Genomic DNA, 18,150 nt, shown 5'->3' on the forward strand with positions numbered 1-18,150 from the left:
GAAGGCAACAGCATTTACTGAAATAAACAGGAGAAAGTGCTCCTAAAAACAGCTAATCAACAAAAGTTGTTCATAATACATTGGATGAAAAATGGTAATTGGGAATAAAAAATAATAATTTCGCTGTAGAACCTAATATTTGAGATTTGGCAGCAAAAACGACTAAAAAAACCACGCCTTTAATGAAGCAGTACAATGCCATTAAGGCGAAATATCCAGATGCACTTCTGCTATTTCGGGTGGGCGATTTTTATGAAACTTTTGGTGAAGACGCTGTGCATGCGGCTAAAATATTGGGTATTGTACTTACGCATAGAAATAATGGTGGCGATAGAACCGAGTTGGCGGGTTTTCCACACCATTCTTTAAATACATATTTGCCAAAATTGGTGAAAGCAGGGCAACGGGTAGCAATTTGCGACCAATTGGAAGATCCTAAACAAACTAAAACGATTGTAAAAAGAGGGGTAACAGAGTTGGTTACGCCTGGGGTTGCCTTAAATGATGATATTCTTACGGCAAAATCCAATAACTTTTTATGTGCCATCCATTTTAGCAAAAAGCAGTATGGGATTTCTTTTTTGGATGTTTCCACTGGTGAATTTTTAACGGCCGAAGGAAACGAGGAATATATTTCCAAGCTCCTTCAAAATTTTAGTCCGAGTGAAGTTTTAATTTCCAAAAAGTTTAAAACTGACTTTAAAGCTGCTTTCGGGAATGAATTTCATACTTTTTTTATGGAAGATTGGGTTTTTCAGGAGGATTACACCCACGAAACCTTAAACAATCATTTTCAAACCAAATCACTTAAAGGATTTGGAATAGCCCATTTGCAGCACGGAATTATAGCTTCGGGAGCTGCTTTGCATTATCTTTCGGAAACGCAGCACAACAAACTACAGCATATTACGGCCATTAACCGTATTGCCGAAGAGGAGTACGTATGGATGGATCGTTTTACCATCCGAAATTTGGAATTATACCAAGCACCTTCAGCAAGCGCAGTAACCTTACTCGATGTAATCGACAAAACGATTTCTCCCATGGGTGGGCGTTTGTTAAAACGTTGGCTGGCGCTTCCGTTAAAAAATATAGACAAAATAAAACAACGGCATGAGATTGTAGAGTACCTTTCTAATAACACTGGGATTATGGAGGGATTTCGAAATCAGATAAAACAGATCAGCGATTTAGAGCGCCTTATTTCCAAAGTAGCTACGGGAAAAATAAATCCGCGCGAAGTGGTGCTATTAAAAAATTCCCTAAACGCTATTGTACCCATTAAAAAAACTGCGGAAAGCAGTAAAAACGATGCCCTAAAAGTAATTGGAGATCGTTTAAATGCTTGCGATGTGCTACGCGAACGCATCTCGAAAACACTGCACGATGAAGCTCCTGTAAACATAAACAAGGGAAATGCTATTGCTACGGGTTTTTCTAAAGAGTTGGATGAGCTTAGAAACTTGGCCTTTTCGGGGAAAGATTACCTCGATAGTATGCTGGAACGGGAAATGAAGAATACGGGGATAACTTCCTTAAAAATAGCCAGCAACAACGTTTTTGGATACTATATAGAGGTTCGAAACACGCATAAGGACAAAGTTCCAGAAGAATGGATTCGTAAGCAAACCTTGGTAAATGCAGAGCGTTACATTACCGAAGAACTAAAAGAATATGAGGCAAAGATTCTGGGGGCGGAAGAGAAAATAGCCATTCTGGAACAACAATTATTCACCCAACTGGTAACCTGGATGCATTCCTACATTCAAGCAGTGCAAACCAATGCGGGATTAATTGCGCAATTAGATTGTTTGTGCGGGTTTGTTCAATTGGCTACGGAAAATAATTATGTATTGCCCGATATGGACGATTCTTTCGACTTGGAGATAGAAAACGGAAGGCATCCGGTGATAGAAAAGCAATCACCACCAGGAGAAGTCTACATTGCCAATAACACTACTTTAAATAGGGATGAACAACAAATAATAATGATTACAGGACCCAATATGAGCGGTAAATCCGCCATTCTCCGGCAAACCGCTTTAATTGTGCTTTTGGCGCAAATGGGAAGTTTTGTTCCTGCGGAAAAGGCTCGAATCGGTATTGTAGATAAAATATTTACGAGGGTAGGGGCGAGTGATAATATATCCCTCGGGGAATCTACATTTATGGTGGAAATGAATGAAACAGCTTCCATATTGAACAATGTGTCAGAGCGTAGTTTAATCCTTCTAGATGAAATTGGTAGGGGAACCAGTACCTACGATGGGATTTCTATAGCGTGGGCCATTGCGGAGTACATCCACGAACATCCGGGAAAGGCGAAAACACTCTTTGCCACACATTACCATGAGCTTAATGAGATGACGGAAACCTTTAGTAGAATTAAAAACTTCAATGTTTCTGTAAAAGAGTTGAAAAACAACGTACTCTTTCTTAGAAAGTTGATACCTGGTGGTAGTGAGCACAGTTTCGGTATTCATGTCGCAAAAATGGCGGGAATGCCCCAACAAGTAATTCATCGGGCAAATAAAATATTGAAGAAGCTTGAAAAATCGCATAGCAGCGAAGAACTTACCGATAATTTAAAGGCAAGTCAAAATGAAATGCAGTTGAGTTTCTTTAACCTGGACGACCCTTTATTGGAGAATATAAAAGAAGAGATCTTACATACCGATATAGACACCCTAACGCCTGTAGAAGCCCTAATGAAGCTAAACGAAATAAAAAGAATGTTGGTTAAGAAGTAGAATGTTAGCGATTTAAGAAGTGCTAGGTAATTAAATCGAATTCTTTTTAAAAAAAAGCTTTGGTTTTTATAGAATTGTATTAAATTTGCATCCGCAATCAGAAAGATACTTACTGTTGCGAAGACCAAGAGTTCTTTAAAATATTTAAATTATTGCGAAAGTAGCTTTCCGATCCCGAAACTTCGGGAAGGAGTAGAGCGCTAAATAAAATTAATTTTTATTTACTCTGAAATCTATTTTCAGCTTATGCGAAAATAGCTCAGTTGGTAGAGCGCAACCTTGCCAAGGTTGAGGTCGCGGGTTCGAATCCCGTTTTTCGCTCTAATGTGTAAAAACGTTCCATATGAATTTTGCGCCTACTTTTATGAAGGTTGCGGATTCTCCCGATACTTCGGGATCGTTTTTCGCTCAGTGAGCAAAACGCTCTTATAATATTTCGCTCGAGTGGTGGAATTGGTAGACACGCTGGACTTAAAATCCAGTGGGCAGTAATGTCCGTGCGGGTTCAAGTCCCGCCTCGAGTACTTAAACCCTTGTTAATCTTTTGATTTTCAAGGGTTTTTTGTTTTTCTTCAAGCTTTGGATTCTATAGCAATGAGTCAAACAAAACTATGTTTAAAAAACAGGGAGTCTTCTTTCTGCATGAAATAAAAGTTCGGTAAAGACGACTGGCAATTTTTATTCAAAGAGTATTTTTTACATATGTTTTAAGACTTTTAATATTTGGATTTCAGATCTTTAACAGGAAAAACATTCCATTATGGAGCCTTGTAATGATTTATCATCAGAACCTTTTAATGGCTCAGTAAGTCTGGGTTGCTTATCTAATTGGGTCTTAAACTCTTCTGCGTAGGTTGATAAATTTTTCAATCTCGACAATAAATATTCTATAATTCTTTCAGCATCTAAATTATAAATGGATTCAGGCCAGACCTTAAAAGATTTACGAATAACTTTTTCAGTGAGCTGCTGCTGAAGAAATACTGCTTGTGCAGCAAATACGGAAGAGGGAATTTCCTTTAAAAAGTAACGGTCAAATGGCATAATTAACCCTTCTATGCTCTCTACATCGGCATTATAAGTTTGTACTTCAGATAAAGTATTGCTGCTGGTAATTATGGTTGGTACAATACCTTCTAAGCGGAAGAAGGCATTATCGCGATCACTTGGTAGCGGATGCGCTATAAGGTTATCATTAGTTTCCTCAACAATCCATCCCCATTGTTTTGCATGTCTGTCCCAATCACCAATTAAAATATCGAATAACCTAGATCGTACCAAAAGAGGTTGATCAACAGTTAGTTTTTCTCCATATTTGAGTTTAAGCCGTTGTAAACCGTCTGTGTCTATTATCTCTTTTACATTTTTGATAGAGCTCCAATTTTTTTTGCCTTTAGTTTCATATTCCAGCATAAATAATCGATTGCCATATTTTTTGTTGTAGCTACCTAAACTTTCTTGTTTTGGAACAAAATAAAGGTGTGGTTGCGTATGGAGTACTTTAGCATAATTAGATAATTCAGCTACAACTAAGCTAGCATACGGATGTTGAGCGGAAATTCCATCGATTACTATGTTTTCTAATCCCAATTGATCGGCGATTTCTGGAACTAATTTCTCAGGATCTTTGGTGACACTTCTAAGCGTCATAATCACCCCATCTTTAGTCACTAATTTTAAGGAATGCGTTTGTTTGCCACCGCCTTCTTCTATAATAGTGGATTTACCTTTAAGAGTATCCAAAAATAGTATGGGCACTTTTATGGGGGTAGCCCAGGCATCCCGATATTGGTTTCCTTGAATCAGTTTTTTTAAATCACTGCCTCGATACAATGTACTGGCAGCTAGTTCAACTTCTTTATGGTTTCTAAAATTTACAGTATCCAGATTACTTAAGCCGGTAATTTTACAGGTGCTAAATTTTTCTTCTGTCTCCCATGCAGAAATATAAATTACTAAAAGGGATAGTAGTAACAATCCAGTTAAAATGAGAATTATTCTTTTCGTCATATTTTAAATTCGGTTTAGTCCTTAAAATTTAATTTCTTAGAAAAGAAAACCCAAAAGCCAAAATAACAGTATAAACACTAAAATGGTGCCAATACAACCAAATTTTCCACCTCCGATTTTTTTTGCCCCCCATCCAGCGATAATTGCCTTAATTATATTTTTCATTTTTATTTATTTATGGTTAGATATGTTAATCTACAATTTTTTTTGGCCTGATAATATGTTACATCTATTAAAGTTTTAAAAAACATTGTTTAAATTTATCACAAAATTTTAAGGTTGTTTAAATATATATCACATCTAATTGATAATCCAGATCCTGTAATTATAATGCCCTATGGGGGGTATGCTAATGATGATGAGATTCACGGTCAAGCACGGGTTTTAGAAGATGAAGGAATTGAGGAATTTTCAGAAAATACGGTGGGGGGAAGGGTGCTCCGTTCATTTAAACGTTTTGAAACAGACGAGTATAAGAATGCCCATGTAAGGGTGCGGTGGCAAGAGGGTGAAAAAGAACTTATTTCTGATACTGAAGGGTATGTATACTTGGATACCTCGCATTCGTTGAATTTAAAGCACATGAAAACGCTTTGGATACCGGTTACCTATGAATTGATCGAGAATGAAGAAGTGAAGTTTAGTATAACAACCGAAATAATGAAGCCTGCACCAACTGCGGAGTATGGAATAATAAGTGATATTGATGAAACTATTATTGAAACCGGACTTGGTTCTTTTCTCAAATGGAAAGTACTTGTAAATACTTTTCTTAAAACGGTGGATGAACGCCTACCTTTGGAGGGTGCTCAGGAGTTATACTCACTTCTACATGGTGGTTCTACCGGTTATAAAGATAATCCCTTCTTTTATTTATCCAACAGCCCATGGAATCTTTATGATTATTTAATTTCTTTTCTCGAGAAATTTAAATTTCCCAGGGGGACGTTATTACTGAGGGATATTGGTCTTGAAAATAAAAAAAAGGAGTCCTTTTTGGAAGGGAATAAATTTGTGAAAATTAGTCATATTTTAGAAACTTATCCCAAACTCCATTTTATCCTAATTGGAGATGCACAAGATTTAGATCCCGATATTTACTTAGAAATTGCCAGAAAATATCCTTCACAAATAAAGGCGATTTACATACGGTTAATTAGGAATAAACATAAAATGAAAAAGGTTAAAGCTCTTATCGAAAAAAATAGTGATATTGAAGTATTGCTCATTTCAGATAGTGATGAAGCCGAAGTACATGCTCGTATGAATGGGTGGATTGTATAGGTCTGCCTTTTTTTGTGCTATTAAAACACTAAATCCATTAGTGAAGAGCTTTTACGAATTTTTAAATGCAATCAAGATACCATGAGGATAAAAGTTTTAACGAGATTTATTTTCGACTTTTAATTAACGATTCTTCTGTAACAAATTACAATCCTTATGGTCTTTAGAGTAAACGAGCCTTAATGAGATATCTCATACTATTTATAATTTTTTTCATTGTAAAAACTATAAACGCACAGGATACCGATAGTATTCCACGAAAAAAAATAAATGCCATCAGGATTTTTGAAACTCCAAAAATAGACGGGGTTTTAGATGAAAAAATATGGAAAAATATTCCCGTAGCGACCAATTTCGTAGAAAGACAACCCAATAATGGGGTTTCTATTCCAGACAGTTTGCACACCGAAGTTAAAATTCTGTATGACGATTTGGGAATTTATTTTGGAGCTACCATGAACGATCCTTCTCCCGATGCTATTGATAAAGAACTTACCGAACGTGACAACATCGCTAACGACGATTTCTTTCTAATACTTTTAAATGGCTATAACGACCATCAACAGAGTTTTGAATTTATAGTGACGGCTGCTGGTGTACAATGGGATGCAAAATTAACCAACGACAACGAAGATCAGAGTTGGGACGGAGTTTGGTATAGCGGCGTGGCGATTAATGAAACCAATTGGACTGCCGAAATATTCATTCCATATTCGCAGTTGCGTTTTCCAGAGAAGGATGTTCAAGTATGGGGCTTGAATATGGAAAGGGAATTTAGACGGGAGCGAACCCGGTATAGTTGGAACCATATCGATAATAGCAAAGGTGCTTTTTCCATTTACGATGGGGAGATTCATAATATCAAGGATATAGACGCTCCATTGCGACTTTCGTTTCAGCCCTATGTTTCTTCTTATGTTTCTTCCTTCGATGGGGAATCAGATGTAAGTTTTAATGGGGGGATGGATTTAAAATATGGGATTACCGATGGTTTTACCTTAGATATGATTTTGATTCCCGATTTCGGTCAGACTAAATTCGACGAAAGGGTACTTAACCTTTCTGCTTTCGAAGTTCAATATGCAGAACAACGGCCTTTTTTTACGGAAGGAACTGAACTTTTTAGCAAAGGGAATATGTTTTACTCTCGTAGGGTAGGGAGCGCTCCAATTGGAGATGTTAGACTGCAGCCCAATGAAACACTTGTTTTTTATCCACAAACGGTAGATCTAATTAATGCCATGAAAGTCTCTGGCCGAACTGCTGGCGGACTCGGAATTGGCTTTTTTAATGCTGTTACTGAAAGAACTTATGCCGAAGTAAGGGACACGGTAACCGAGAGCACACGGCAGGAATTGGTAGAGCCCCTGGCCAATTACAATGTTTTTGTGCTGGATCAACGTTTTTGGGAAAACTCCTCTGTTTCCCTTGTTAACACCAATACTACTAGGGAAGGCGATTTTAGGGATGCCAATACTACAGGGTTGTATTTCGATATTACCAACAAAAAAAATACCGTGAGATTTTGGGGAGGTAATGAAGGCAGTTGGGTCATGCAAGGCGATTCTACCAAGTTTGGTATGGAAGGTGGCGCCGGAATTGCAAAAATAAGTGGAAAACATAGGTTGCAGGGAGAGGTGAGTTTTATTACTAAAGATTACGATATTAACGACCTTGGCTATTCCAGCAGGACCAATTTTATTAATTATTACGGTTATTATGGGTATCGGTACCTTCAGCCAAAAAATGGACTTAACAATCTTTTTCTCAATTTTAATTTGAACCTCACCAGAAGATTGGATCCCGATCTTTATTCGCAATTTGAGTTTAATTTTAATTCCAGTTTTACCACCAAGAATTTCCTGAACTTTGGTGGAAGTTTTGAAACGACGCCTTTTGGTTCCAACGATATTTATGAACCGAGAACGAATGAGAGGTATGTTAAAGTCCCCAGTTACTACGATGGCTGGGTGTGGTTTAATACAGATTACCGTAAGAAATTTGCTTTAAATATGGTTTACGATTGGTATGTGTATAGCGAAAAATGGCGCGAGGATAAATTTATTATTGTAAGCCCTAGGTACAGATTTTCCGATAAATGGAAACTGTTTTTAAATTCAGAAACTATTTTTAATAATGATGATATAGGCTTTGTGGATCGAATGCAGGAAGATATTATCTTCGGAAAAAGGGACAGAAGCACTTATATTAATTCGATAGAATCACAATATATTTTCACAAATACGGCTGCTTTAAACTTTTCTTTCCGTCATTATTATTCCGAAGTAAACTATAGTAATTTTTATATTTTAGAGCAAGATGGGAGTCTTGCCGATAACCCATTTTATACAGAAAACAGGAATACTACTTACAATAGTTGGAATATCGATTTGAGGTTTTCATGGTGGTTCGCTCCCGGGAGCCAGCTTACCTTGCTCTATAGAAATGCAATAGACAGTTACGAAGAGAGATCTATTCAGGATTTTAATGAGAATTTCGATGCTCTATTCAATCAGCCACAATTGCACAGCTTTTCAGTTAGAATAAGTTATTTTTTAGACTACAATTTGGCGAAGGGTTGGTTTGGTAAGAAAAATGCAACCCTACAGGATACTTCCATGTATGGAAAAGCCAAATACCAAAAATCGATGTAAACTTCACCTTTACCAAAAGCATGTTGCATTTACTGTTTTATAGTTCTATATTTAAAGAACTGCAAATCAATACTGTAAATTATGTGTGGGAAAAATATCGGTTGCAATTCAATTTCAAACAAAATAATGGTCTTAAAAAAGCAGCTACTTTCTACACTATGTGTCGCTCTACGTTTATTACTAATTGTTTTTTTTGTCGGTTGTAATTCCAAGGAAACCGCTTCGGAAAAAAATAATCCACCCGAAATAAAAGTTCTACCGCTCCAAACCGACACTCAACCTGTGGTTATATCTTTAAGTGGAAATGCGGAAGGGAGTAAAACCTTAAGACTTGGTTTTATGGTGGCCGGAAGAGTTAATTACGTAGCTATTAATGAGGGTGAATCCATTAATAAAGGGGAATTACTCGCCAGTTTAGATGCTACCGACTATGAAATTGGTCTTGAGGCAGCCAATGGAAAACTAATGGAGGTTCAAGATAAATACGATCGGTTGAAGATTATGTACGACCGCAACAGCATAAGTGAAGCCGATTTTGTCGAGGTGAAAGCTGGATTGCAACAAGCAAAGGCACAACAGAAATTAATCGCCAAGAACGTTGAAAATACCAAGATTTACGCTCCTATATCTGGGGTGCTATTAAAAAAAGGTGTTTCTGAAGGGGAGATTATTGACAAAGGAATGCCTGTTTTTGGTCTCTCAGATATCGATGAAGTAAAAATCGTGGCTACCGTTCCAGAAAATGAAGTGAATAAAATTAAAATGGGTGAAAAAGCAGAAATTACCGTCTATGCTTTAGATACTGTTGTTCAAGGTGAAATAATTGAAATAGGCAAAGCTGCGGAAGCAACCACCAGAACCTACACTGCTAAAATAAACATAGAAAATCCAGATCATCGCATTTTGCCGGGGATGATTGCCGATATAAAAATTAACACCCCAAGCGAGCAGGAAATACTTACCATAAGTGGAAATACCATTTTAAAAGATCCCGATAATAACTCTTATGTATTTGTGTTGGATGAATATAAGAATAAGGTTTTTAGGAGAGACATCTCCATAGGGAGTTTGTATGGCGATAAAATTCAAATTACCTCTGGACTTAAAAAAGGCGATCTATTGGTAACAGAAGGGCATAGAGATCTACAGGATGGTATGTTGGTAACCACAAATAGATAAATATGAATTTTATTAAATCTTCATTAAAGTATCCACAGGTTACCATTTCGGTTTTAACCATTGTATTTCTTGCCGGACTTTATTCCTTGTTGACCATGCCTCGTAGGGAAGATCCAAAAATTACGGTAAGGGAAGGTTTGGTCATTGCATTTTACCCTGGTGCGAACTCAATTCAGGTGGAAAGTCAGCTTACCAAAAAGATTGAAAGCACGATTTTTCAATTTTCAGAAGTACTAAAAAGGAAAACATATTCCACGTCTCGGGATGGGCTTACCATTGTTCAGGTAGAGCTGGAGGAATGGGTGAAAGACCCAGACGTTTTTTGGAACAAACTAAATGTAGCCCTTCAGGTTACCAAAGAGTTGGAGTTACCGCCGGGAGTAGTTGGGCCCGTAGTAAATTCAGATTTTGGTGATACAGAAGCCATAGTTTTGGGGATTACTGCCAAAGGAGAGAACTATCGGCAACTTCAAAAATACACACAAAAAATTGAAGACAAGCTAAGGAGCATCCGCGCCGTTTCCAAAATAAAACGTATAGGGGCGCAACAGGAAGAAATTGTTATAAAGTCCAGTTCTGAAAAGCTCGCTCAATACGGAGTGAAATTTACGGAGGTCATAAAAATTTTAAAATCCCAAAATAATATATACCCCACTGGGAATTTGGAAACCGAAGATAGTAAAGTGCCTTTTTACACCTCTAGTTTTTACTCTACGGAAGAAGAGGTCTCCAAACAAATTGTTGGTACTTCCAGTACCGGAGCGGTTATTAGAATTGGCGATGTAGCAGAGATTACCCGAAAATATAAGGATCCAGATGGCTATACCTCAGTGAATGGGTTGCCGGCCATGATGTTATCTATGCAGATGCAGGAAGGTAATAATATTGTGGACTTTGGTGAAGAAGTTGAAAATCAATTACAAGAGGTACGGGCCCGGTTACCATCTAATGTTGAAATAAGTAGAATTATAGATCAACCGGAATTGGTGGATAACAATGTATCCGATTTTATACGGGAATTCTTCATTGCTATTATATCTGTGGTTATTGTTATCTTGGTATTACTGCCATTTCGTATAGCATTGGTGGCGGCCATGGCAATACCTATGACGATTGCTACTACTTTTGCACTTTTGCATGTATTCGGGATAGAATTGCACCAAGTATCGTTGGCGGCTTTAATTGTAGTTTTGGGGATGGTGGTAGACGATGCCATTGTTATCGCCGATAATTATGTTGAGCTTCTAGACGAAGGTGTAGCTCCCTCTGTAGCTGCTTGGCGAAGTGCAAGCGATTTGATAATACCCGTACTTACTGCTACCGTAACCATTATTGCTGCATTTCTTCCCATGGTCATTTTATCGGGTTCTGTGGGCGAATTTATATTGGCTCTTCCACTAACAGTAACAATCGCTTTGGGGGCTTCGTTTCTTGTGGCGATGGTTTTTACTCCTATTCTATGCCGTTCTTTCATTAAAAGCGGACTTAATAAAGGGGGAAAAGCCGACAGCAGAAAAAAGCCATCCATATTAGACCGGATGCAAAATGTGTACAATAGTGCTTTAGATTGGTGTATGAAAAACAGCAGGCTTACTATCGCAGGTAGTTTGGTGATGGTGGCTATTGGAATTCTCTTATATTTTGTTATTCCGCAGAAGTTTTTTCCGGCAGCCGAGAGAAACCAATTTGTCATTAATTTATGGATGCCATCAGGGACCAATATAGATAAAACCCATGCGGTTGTTACCGAAATAAGCAAAGCAGTAAGCAAAAAAGAAGATGTTACTTCTTATGCAGTTTTTACAGGTAATAGTGCCCCTCGGTTTTACTACAATTTTTCTCCAGAATTTCCAGCTACCAATTTTGCCCAAATATTAATAAACACTACGGATGACGAGGCCGCAGAAAAGATTGCCGAAGAATTGGATACGGAATTAAAAACCCAAGTGCCAGAAGGAAAAGTATTGGTAGAGCTGATGCAACAAGGGACACCATATCTAGCTCCTGTAGAAATTCGGGTAACGGGGGATAAGCTGGCCAGTATTCAAAAAATCGGAAATAAAATAGCACAACTTTTAAAAGACGCAAAGGGGAGTAGGAATGTTCGAAATAACTTTCACGAACCTTATTACGGTTTGGATATTCAGTTAAAACCAGAAGCCAGTAGGTTGGGTTTTACCACCGAAAGTGTAGCCAAAACACTTTATGTAGGTTTTTCTGGAGCCCCAATTACCACTATTTACGAAGGAAGCAATCCTGTGGATTTGGTAATGCAGCTAACCTCCGACAGTCGAAGGAATTTTAATAATTTAGAAAACACCTATTTACCTTCGCCTGCCACCGGCAGCTCCGTTCCTTTGCGACAAATAGCCACGGTAACTCCAAACTGGTTTCCCGGGCGGGTGGTAAGAGGCAATGGTGTAAGAACTATGTCGGTCTTGGCCGATACAGAGGAAAATACGCTTCCTCAACAAATTTTAAATCAGGTAGACGAAGCTATAAAAGATATGGATCTTCCCACGGGTTACCATGTTACCTACGGTGGAGAATATGAAAATAAGGAAGAGACCTTCAGTCAAATGATTGTCGCTTTGGGCATAAGTATAGTATTAATTTTCCTTATTTTATTATTTCAGTTTAAAAACTTAAAGGAAACATTTATCGTAATGTTCACCATTCCATTGAGTTTGTTCGGGGCATTTCTAGGGTTATTAATTACAGGCAATAATTTCGGATTTACTGCTTTTGTTGGCCTTATCAGTTTATCGGGGGTTGTAGTAAGAAACGCCATAATTTTAATAGATTATACCAACGAATTGATAGCAAAAGGGGAGCCTATAAAAGAAGCAGCTTTAGAAGCGGGTAAAAGGCGTATGCGCCCTATTTTTTTAACGGCAATGGCGGCTGCTTTTGGTGTGTTGCCAATGATAATCTCTGGTTCCCCGATGTGGAGTCCGCTTGCCAGTGTATTGGCCGTAGGGGTTATTTGGTCTATGTTAATGGCATTACTAACCATCCCGGTGCTATTCTCGGTAGTCGTTACCCCAAAAGATAAAATGATTAGAGAACAGGAAACGAAATAGTATGACGACCAACAGAAACATAAACAACGTTTTTTTAATAGTATTGCTGTTCCTTTTTGTAAAAATATCGGCACAAGAAACGTATTCCTTGAGTCTGGAAGAGGCCAAAAACCGTGCGTTGTCAAAAAATAAACTTCTTAAAATACAAGAGGAAAAAGTTAGGGAAGCCAATTATAAAATAAATGCTGTTTCGTCTAAAGGAAAACCATTGGTTTATGGAATAGCTAATTATATGCATACGTTTAGGGAAAACAATTTCATAATTCCTGAAGGAGGTATTGGTGATTTTTTAACGGTTCCCATACCGTTTAACGACTTTAACCTGTACAGCGTGGATCAAGATATTTTTACAGCGGGAATTATTGCATACCAACCCATAACACAGCTTTTTCGAATAAGAAACGGAGTGGATGCTGCTACTGCGGAAGCAAGTATGGAACAAACGGAAGCCAGGATAGCATCGGCAAGAATAATTTCTGGCATTGAAAAACTTTTTTATGCGGTAAAAATTGAAGAAGCAAAAATTGCTCAATTGGAAACAGATGTCGCATTGTCTAAAACCAAATTATACGATGTGGAAAGCGCTTTACAGGCAGGAGAAACCAATGAAGTAAGTAGAATGGGGCTACAAGCGGAATTAGCAAAAAAGGAATACGATTTGTTACAAACAGAAATAGACCGGGAGAATTATTTAGCAGACTTGAAGGTAATGTTAGAGTTTGATGAAGCTACAAACCTGCAATTAGACTCGCTTAAAGTGCAACCATATTTGTTAGAGTCTTTTGACTATTATTGGGAGGAAGCACAAAAAAACAGTCCGGAATTGATAAACGCCCAAAAACAGAAAGAAATGGCTCAATATGGGGTTTCTGCCAATAAAAATGTATACCTCCCAGATTTGGGGTTGATAGGTGGTGCGACCTACCAAAATATTGTTCCAGAGTTTCCAGAAACCAATTATTTTATTGGAGCGAACTTAATATGGAATATCATAGGGTTTGGTAACCGAAAATCGGAATTGGCTCAAAGTAAATCTAAAGAAATACAGGCGACTTTATTTGAAGAAAATACCCAATCAGATTTAAAAAATAAAGTAGCAAAGGCATATAAGAATGCCGAACAGGCGGAACGCCTTATTACCATTGCCCAAAAAGCTTACTTTTATAGAAAGGAAGCGTTTAGGATTAAAACAAACGAGCGTAACACAGGATTAACCACCGAAAAGGAACTGTTGGAATTTAAGGTGGAATTGCAAAAAGCAAAACAGGAAGCCTTTGCGGCGTCGCTCAATTTCAATATGGCTGTGTTGGATTTAAAAGTGCTTGCAGGGTTGATAGTTCGTTAAATGCAAACCTTAAAAAAGTAAAGCGGTAATTATGAGCCTAATTCTTTGGCGGGATCCCAAAAATAAGATTCCAAACTTTGAATTTGATTGTCTTTAATCACAACACCTTCATTTTCTAAAAGTTGTTGCATGAGATTGGTGCCTTGAAAATGATGCTTCCCGGTAAGAATCCCTTTTCTATTGACCACTCTGTGGGCTGGAACATCTTCTTTCAGTTTGCTTCCGTTCAAGGCATAACCTACCATTCTGGCACTTCTAGCAGCTCCAAGATATCTCGCGATGGCTCCGTAGGAAGTAACCCTTCCGTAGGGAATTTGCTTGGCAACAACATATACACGATCGAAAAAGCTTTCCTCTTTCATGTTTTAGGAATAAAATAGTCGTAAAAAAGTAATAATGAGGAGAACGGCCATTAAAGCACTTAAAATATAATCGGAATAACGTGCGAAAGTATCGGTTTTCTCTTGAAGCTTATCAAAATAAAATACATACATATACAACATGGCAAAAGTACCAAGCCCAGCGGCGATTATAAAGACCAAAATATCCCACAGTTGAAATTTAATCCATCCAGAGACATTCCAGGCGGCATTCAATCCGCAGAAATAAGCAATGGGAAGCACATTGAGCGCCGAGATAAGCATCCCGGTAAAAAAGGTGTTTTTCTTACTTTTTTTAAGCTTTACAGATTTAAGTTTTTTGGTGTCTTTTTTTCTTTTGGCAAGTATAAAAAAGTAGATGGCAAAAAACGCAAAAACAGCCAATGCTATTTTTAAAAGAATGTCTATTACATTGGGGTTTTTATAAAGATATTTAGAGATTAACACCCCTAAATAGGCTTGGAAAATAACGGTAGTAGACGCACCTGCGGCGAAAATCATTCCCCTTGTTTTTCCTTTTTTAGCACTTGTTTTGGCAGCCGTAATATTAATGAGGCCGGGAAAAACAACCGCCATTATAGCTGCCGAAAAAGTGGCAAAAAAGAGAATGAATAAATGCGACATTAGTTAGGTTTAAACTTAATATACGTAATTGGTTTATTTATTTCAAGATATTGTTTCTCGTAAAAGGTTTGAATCGAGGTTACCTCTGCTGGGCTGCCTTCGTTCTTGTAGATATTATGGTTGGCATAAAGCACTTCAAAATCAAGACCATGCAATAAACCAAGTGTGTAGCCATGCATAAACTCACTGTCGGTTTTTAAATGTACTACACCATTGTCATTTAAAATCTTATTGTATCGGGTTAAAAAATCGCTGTTTGTTAAGCGGTGCTTAGTACGCTTGTATTTTATCTGTGGATCTGGAAAAGTAATCCATATTTCATCGACTTCATTTTCTGCAAAAATATATTCAATGAGCTCTATTTGCGACCTTACAAAAGCAACATTGTTTAATTTTTCTTCGACCGCTGTTTTGGCGCCCCTCCAGAAACGGGCTCCTTTTATGTCGATACCTATATAGTTTTTCTTGGAATCCCTTTGTCCTAAATTTACAGTATATTCTCCCTTTCCACAGCCGAGCTCCAATACTATGGGGTTGTTATTTTTAAAGAAATCGGACTTCCATTTTCCTTTTAAATCGAATTCGCCGTTTACCAATTCTTCACGCGAAGGCTGCACCACATTACCAAATGTCTCGTTTTCCTTAAAGCGTTTTAGTTTGTTTTTACTCCCCACAACAATTATTTAATTAAAAGGCAAAATTAAGGAAATCTTTCATAGGGAAAAATTAACTTCATTTGTAGTTATGGTTAAAAGGAAAAGAATTTTAATAGCTCCGTTAAATTGGGGGCTCGGGCATGCCACGCGGTGTATACCTATTATTAGGTCGCTTCTAGAAAATAACTTTGAGCCAATTATCGCTTCCGATGGAGAAGCTCTCAAACTACTTCAAAAAGAATTTCCTCAATTACAAACAGTGGAATTACCTTCCTACAAGATTAAATATGCGGAAAAGGCAAAACACTTCAAACTAAAAATGCTATGGGATTCACCCAAGATATTAAAAGCGATATCAAAGGAAAAAAAACATACCAAGGCACTTGTAAAAGAATTGGAAGTGGATGGGATTATTTCAGATAACCGTTTGGGGGGTTACTCCAAAAAAGTGCCATCGGTGTTTATTACCCATCAATTAAATGTTTTAACGGGTAATACCACATGGTTCAGCTCTAAGGTTCATCAAAAAATAATAAAAAAGTTTACAGAGTGTTGGGTGCCCGATGTAGAAGGTGAACCTAATTTAAGTGGGAGGCTGGGGCATTTAAAAGGTGGAGAGCTTCCTATAAAGTATATAGGTGTACTGAGTAGGTTGGTTCCCCAAGATCTTCCTATAAAATATAGATTGATGGTACTTATTTCTGGACCAGAACCACAGCGGAGCATGCTTGCCGATCATTTGTTAAGTGAAATTAAAGAATTTAAGGGAAAGGTACTTTTTGTAAGGGGTAAAATTGAAGAGAGACAAGAAGTAGTGCTTAGGGATCATATAGAAATCTATAATTACATGAGTTCTGCGGAATTGGAGCACTCGTTCAACCAAAGTGAAATGGTGCTTTCCCGTTCGGGCTATACCACGGTTCTTGATTTAGCCAAACTGAAGAAAAAAGCATTTTTTATTCCTACACCAGGGCAATATGAACAAGAATATTTGGCAGAAAGACTTCAGGAAGAAAGCTTGGTTCCTTATTGCAAGCAGGAAGAATTTAAAATAGAAATGTTGGAAAATGTGAAAGATTATAAGGGATTGGGCGGAATTGAATCAACTGTCGACCTTAGCAGCCTTTTTGAACTTTTCTAGTGTAAAAGAAAACTCAGAGCCCACCCCATAAACGCTTTCCACGTATATTTTTTCTTTATGGGCCTCTATAATGTGTTTTACAATAGAGAGTCCTAAACCAGAGCCTCCCTCTTTTCGACTTCCACTTTTATCCACGCGGTAAAAACGCTCGAACAAACGTGGAATATTTTGTTTTTCGATGCCCTCCCCATTATCGGTTACCCGAACGATAATTTTATTTTTTACTAAGTTTTCAATACTAATTTCTGTGGTGCCTCCTTCTTTTCCATACTTAATGGAGTTTACCACGAGGTTGGTAACCACCTGTTGAATTCGGTCTTTATCGGCAAATACCATTACTGGCTGGTAAAACTGATCGAACGTAAGTGTGATTTTCTTTTTATTGGCTTTCATCTCCATCAAATCAAACACACTTTGGATTAAATCCACCACATCAAACTCTTCACAGTCCAAATTGAGATCACCAGCTTCCAGCTTGGTAATCATATCTAGATCTTTTACAATGTAAATAAGTCTTTCAACTCCCTTACTGGCGCGGCTTAAATATTTTTTACGAATGCTTTTATCGTCCATGGCGCCGTCTAAGAGGGTAAGTATATACCCTTGTACGGTAAACAGCGGTGTTTTGAGTTCGTGAGAGACATTTCCTAAAAATTCTTTTCGGTACCCTTCCCTAATTTTAAGGGTTTCGATCTCCAATTTTTTATTTGCAGCAAACTTTTCAATCTCCTCGGTAAGCGTACGCATATCCGTAGTAATGGGCTGGTCTTGAAATGTAGAGGATTCTAAAAGGGAAACGTCGTCGTATATTTTTTTTACGCGTCGGTAAATAAATTTTTCCACCCGGTATTGAACAATAAAAAAGGATAGAAAAAATACAATTACAGAAAATAAGATGATAAAAAGTAAAGTGTCTATTTCCAAATAAAAAAAACCGATCAATATCACGCCAGTCATAAGCGTTATGAGGGCGGAGGACCGAAGCGCAAAGCGATATGATTTTTTTAATTTTGTTTTCAAATAGGACTTTTTAACCAGCTAAAG

Annotated in this window: 13 protein-coding genes and 2 tRNA genes; 9 read left to right on the forward strand and 6 right to left on the reverse strand. The window is 37.6% G+C overall.

Annotated features, from left to right (window positions below; translation table 11 throughout):
- The first annotated feature begins 182 nt into the window (after window positions 1–182).
- The 3 genes from mutS (at window position 183) to HX109_RS08115 (ending at window position 3,274) form a co-directional block, all read left to right on the forward strand.
- On the forward strand, window positions 183–2,750 hold the full coding sequence (mutS, locus tag HX109_RS08105) for a DNA mismatch repair protein MutS (RefSeq protein ID WP_178950959.1): 2,568 nt from the start codon (window positions 183–185) through the stop codon (window positions 2,748–2,750).
- Between the two features lie 248 nt (window positions 2,751–2,998).
- Window positions 2,999–3,071: transfer RNA gene (locus HX109_RS08110), tRNA-Gly, on the forward strand.
- Window positions 3,072–3,188: 117 nt separating this feature from the next.
- Window positions 3,189–3,274 (forward strand) — tRNA-Leu (locus HX109_RS08115).
- A gap of 214 nt (window positions 3,275–3,488) precedes the next feature.
- Here the strand turns inward: HX109_RS08115 and HX109_RS08120 are convergent.
- Window positions 3,489–4,760 (reverse strand): hypothetical protein, encoded by a 1,272-nt coding sequence (locus HX109_RS08120; protein WP_178950960.1) that lies wholly within the window; start codon window positions 4,758–4,760, stop codon window positions 3,489–3,491.
- A 36-nt stretch (window positions 4,761–4,796) separates the two neighbouring features.
- On the reverse strand, window positions 4,797–4,925 hold the full coding sequence (locus tag HX109_RS16320; protein ID WP_255462841.1) for a hypothetical protein: 129 nt from the start codon (window positions 4,923–4,925) through the stop codon (window positions 4,797–4,799).
- A gap of 114 nt (window positions 4,926–5,039) precedes the next feature.
- On the opposite strand from HX109_RS16320, the gene HX109_RS08125 reads away from it, so the two are divergent.
- From HX109_RS08125 to HX109_RS08145, 5 genes are all read left to right on the forward strand, one after another.
- On the forward strand, window positions 5,040–6,044 hold the full coding sequence (locus HX109_RS08125) for an App1 family protein (protein WP_178950962.1): 1,005 nt from the start codon (window positions 5,040–5,042) through the stop codon (window positions 6,042–6,044).
- Between the two features lie 182 nt (window positions 6,045–6,226).
- Window positions 6,227–8,698 (forward strand): DUF5916 domain-containing protein, encoded by a 2,472-nt coding sequence (locus HX109_RS08130; RefSeq protein WP_178950964.1) that lies wholly within the window; start codon window positions 6,227–6,229, stop codon window positions 8,696–8,698.
- 126 nt (window positions 8,699–8,824) lie between these two features.
- A complete protein-coding gene (locus tag HX109_RS08135; protein WP_178950966.1) occupies window positions 8,825–9,877 on the forward strand; it encodes an efflux RND transporter periplasmic adaptor subunit in 1,053 nt (350 codons plus the stop codon).
- 2 nt (window positions 9,878–9,879) lie between these two features.
- The gene (locus HX109_RS08140) at window positions 9,880–12,960 is read left to right on the forward strand and encodes an efflux RND transporter permease subunit (protein WP_178950968.1); all 3,081 of its coding nucleotides are present in this window, start codon (window positions 9,880–9,882) and stop codon (window positions 12,958–12,960) included.
- Between the two features lies 1 nt (window position 12,961).
- Window positions 12,962–14,305, forward strand: coding sequence for a TolC family protein (locus HX109_RS08145; protein ID WP_178950970.1), 1,344 nt, complete (start codon window positions 12,962–12,964; stop codon window positions 14,303–14,305).
- Window positions 14,306–14,334: 29 nt separating this feature from the next.
- Here the strand turns inward: HX109_RS08145 and HX109_RS08150 are convergent, their stop codons facing one another.
- Genes HX109_RS08150 through trmB form a run of 3 tightly spaced genes read right to left on the reverse strand, consistent with a single transcriptional unit; the run spans window position 14,335 to window position 15,983 of the window.
- Window positions 14,335–14,667, reverse strand: a complete 333-nt coding sequence (locus HX109_RS08150; RefSeq protein ID WP_178950971.1) for an MGMT family protein — start codon at window positions 14,665–14,667, stop codon at window positions 14,335–14,337.
- 3 nt (window positions 14,668–14,670) lie between these two features.
- Window positions 14,671–15,309 carry a LysE family transporter gene (locus HX109_RS08155; protein WP_178950973.1) on the reverse strand — a complete coding sequence of 213 codons (639 nt, stop codon included), beginning with the start codon at window positions 15,307–15,309 and terminating at the stop codon, window positions 14,671–14,673.
- Window positions 15,309–15,983, reverse strand: a complete 675-nt coding sequence (trmB, locus tag HX109_RS08160) for a tRNA (guanosine(46)-N7)-methyltransferase TrmB (protein ID WP_178950975.1) — start codon at window positions 15,981–15,983, stop codon at window positions 15,309–15,311. The genes HX109_RS08155 and trmB overlap by 1 nt, the downstream gene beginning before the upstream one ends.
- Window positions 15,984–16,053: 70 nt before the next feature.
- Between trmB and HX109_RS08165 the strand changes: the two genes are divergently transcribed.
- Window positions 16,054–17,106: a glycosyltransferase gene (locus HX109_RS08165; RefSeq protein WP_178950977.1), complete on the forward strand. Its 1,053-nt coding sequence runs from the start codon at window positions 16,054–16,056 to the stop codon at window positions 17,104–17,106.
- On the opposite strand, the gene HX109_RS08170 is transcribed toward HX109_RS08165, so the two are convergent.
- Entirely contained in the window at window positions 17,068–18,126 is a 1,059-nt protein-coding gene (locus HX109_RS08170) for a sensor histidine kinase (RefSeq protein ID WP_178950979.1), read from the reverse strand. The two genes, HX109_RS08165 and HX109_RS08170, sit on opposite strands and share 39 nt — an antisense overlap.
- Window positions 18,127–18,150 lie beyond the last annotated feature (24 nt).

It is taken from the genome of Galbibacter sp. BG1 (genome assembly GCF_013391805.1).
Taxonomy (GTDB): domain Bacteria; phylum Bacteroidota; class Bacteroidia; order Flavobacteriales; family Flavobacteriaceae; genus Galbibacter.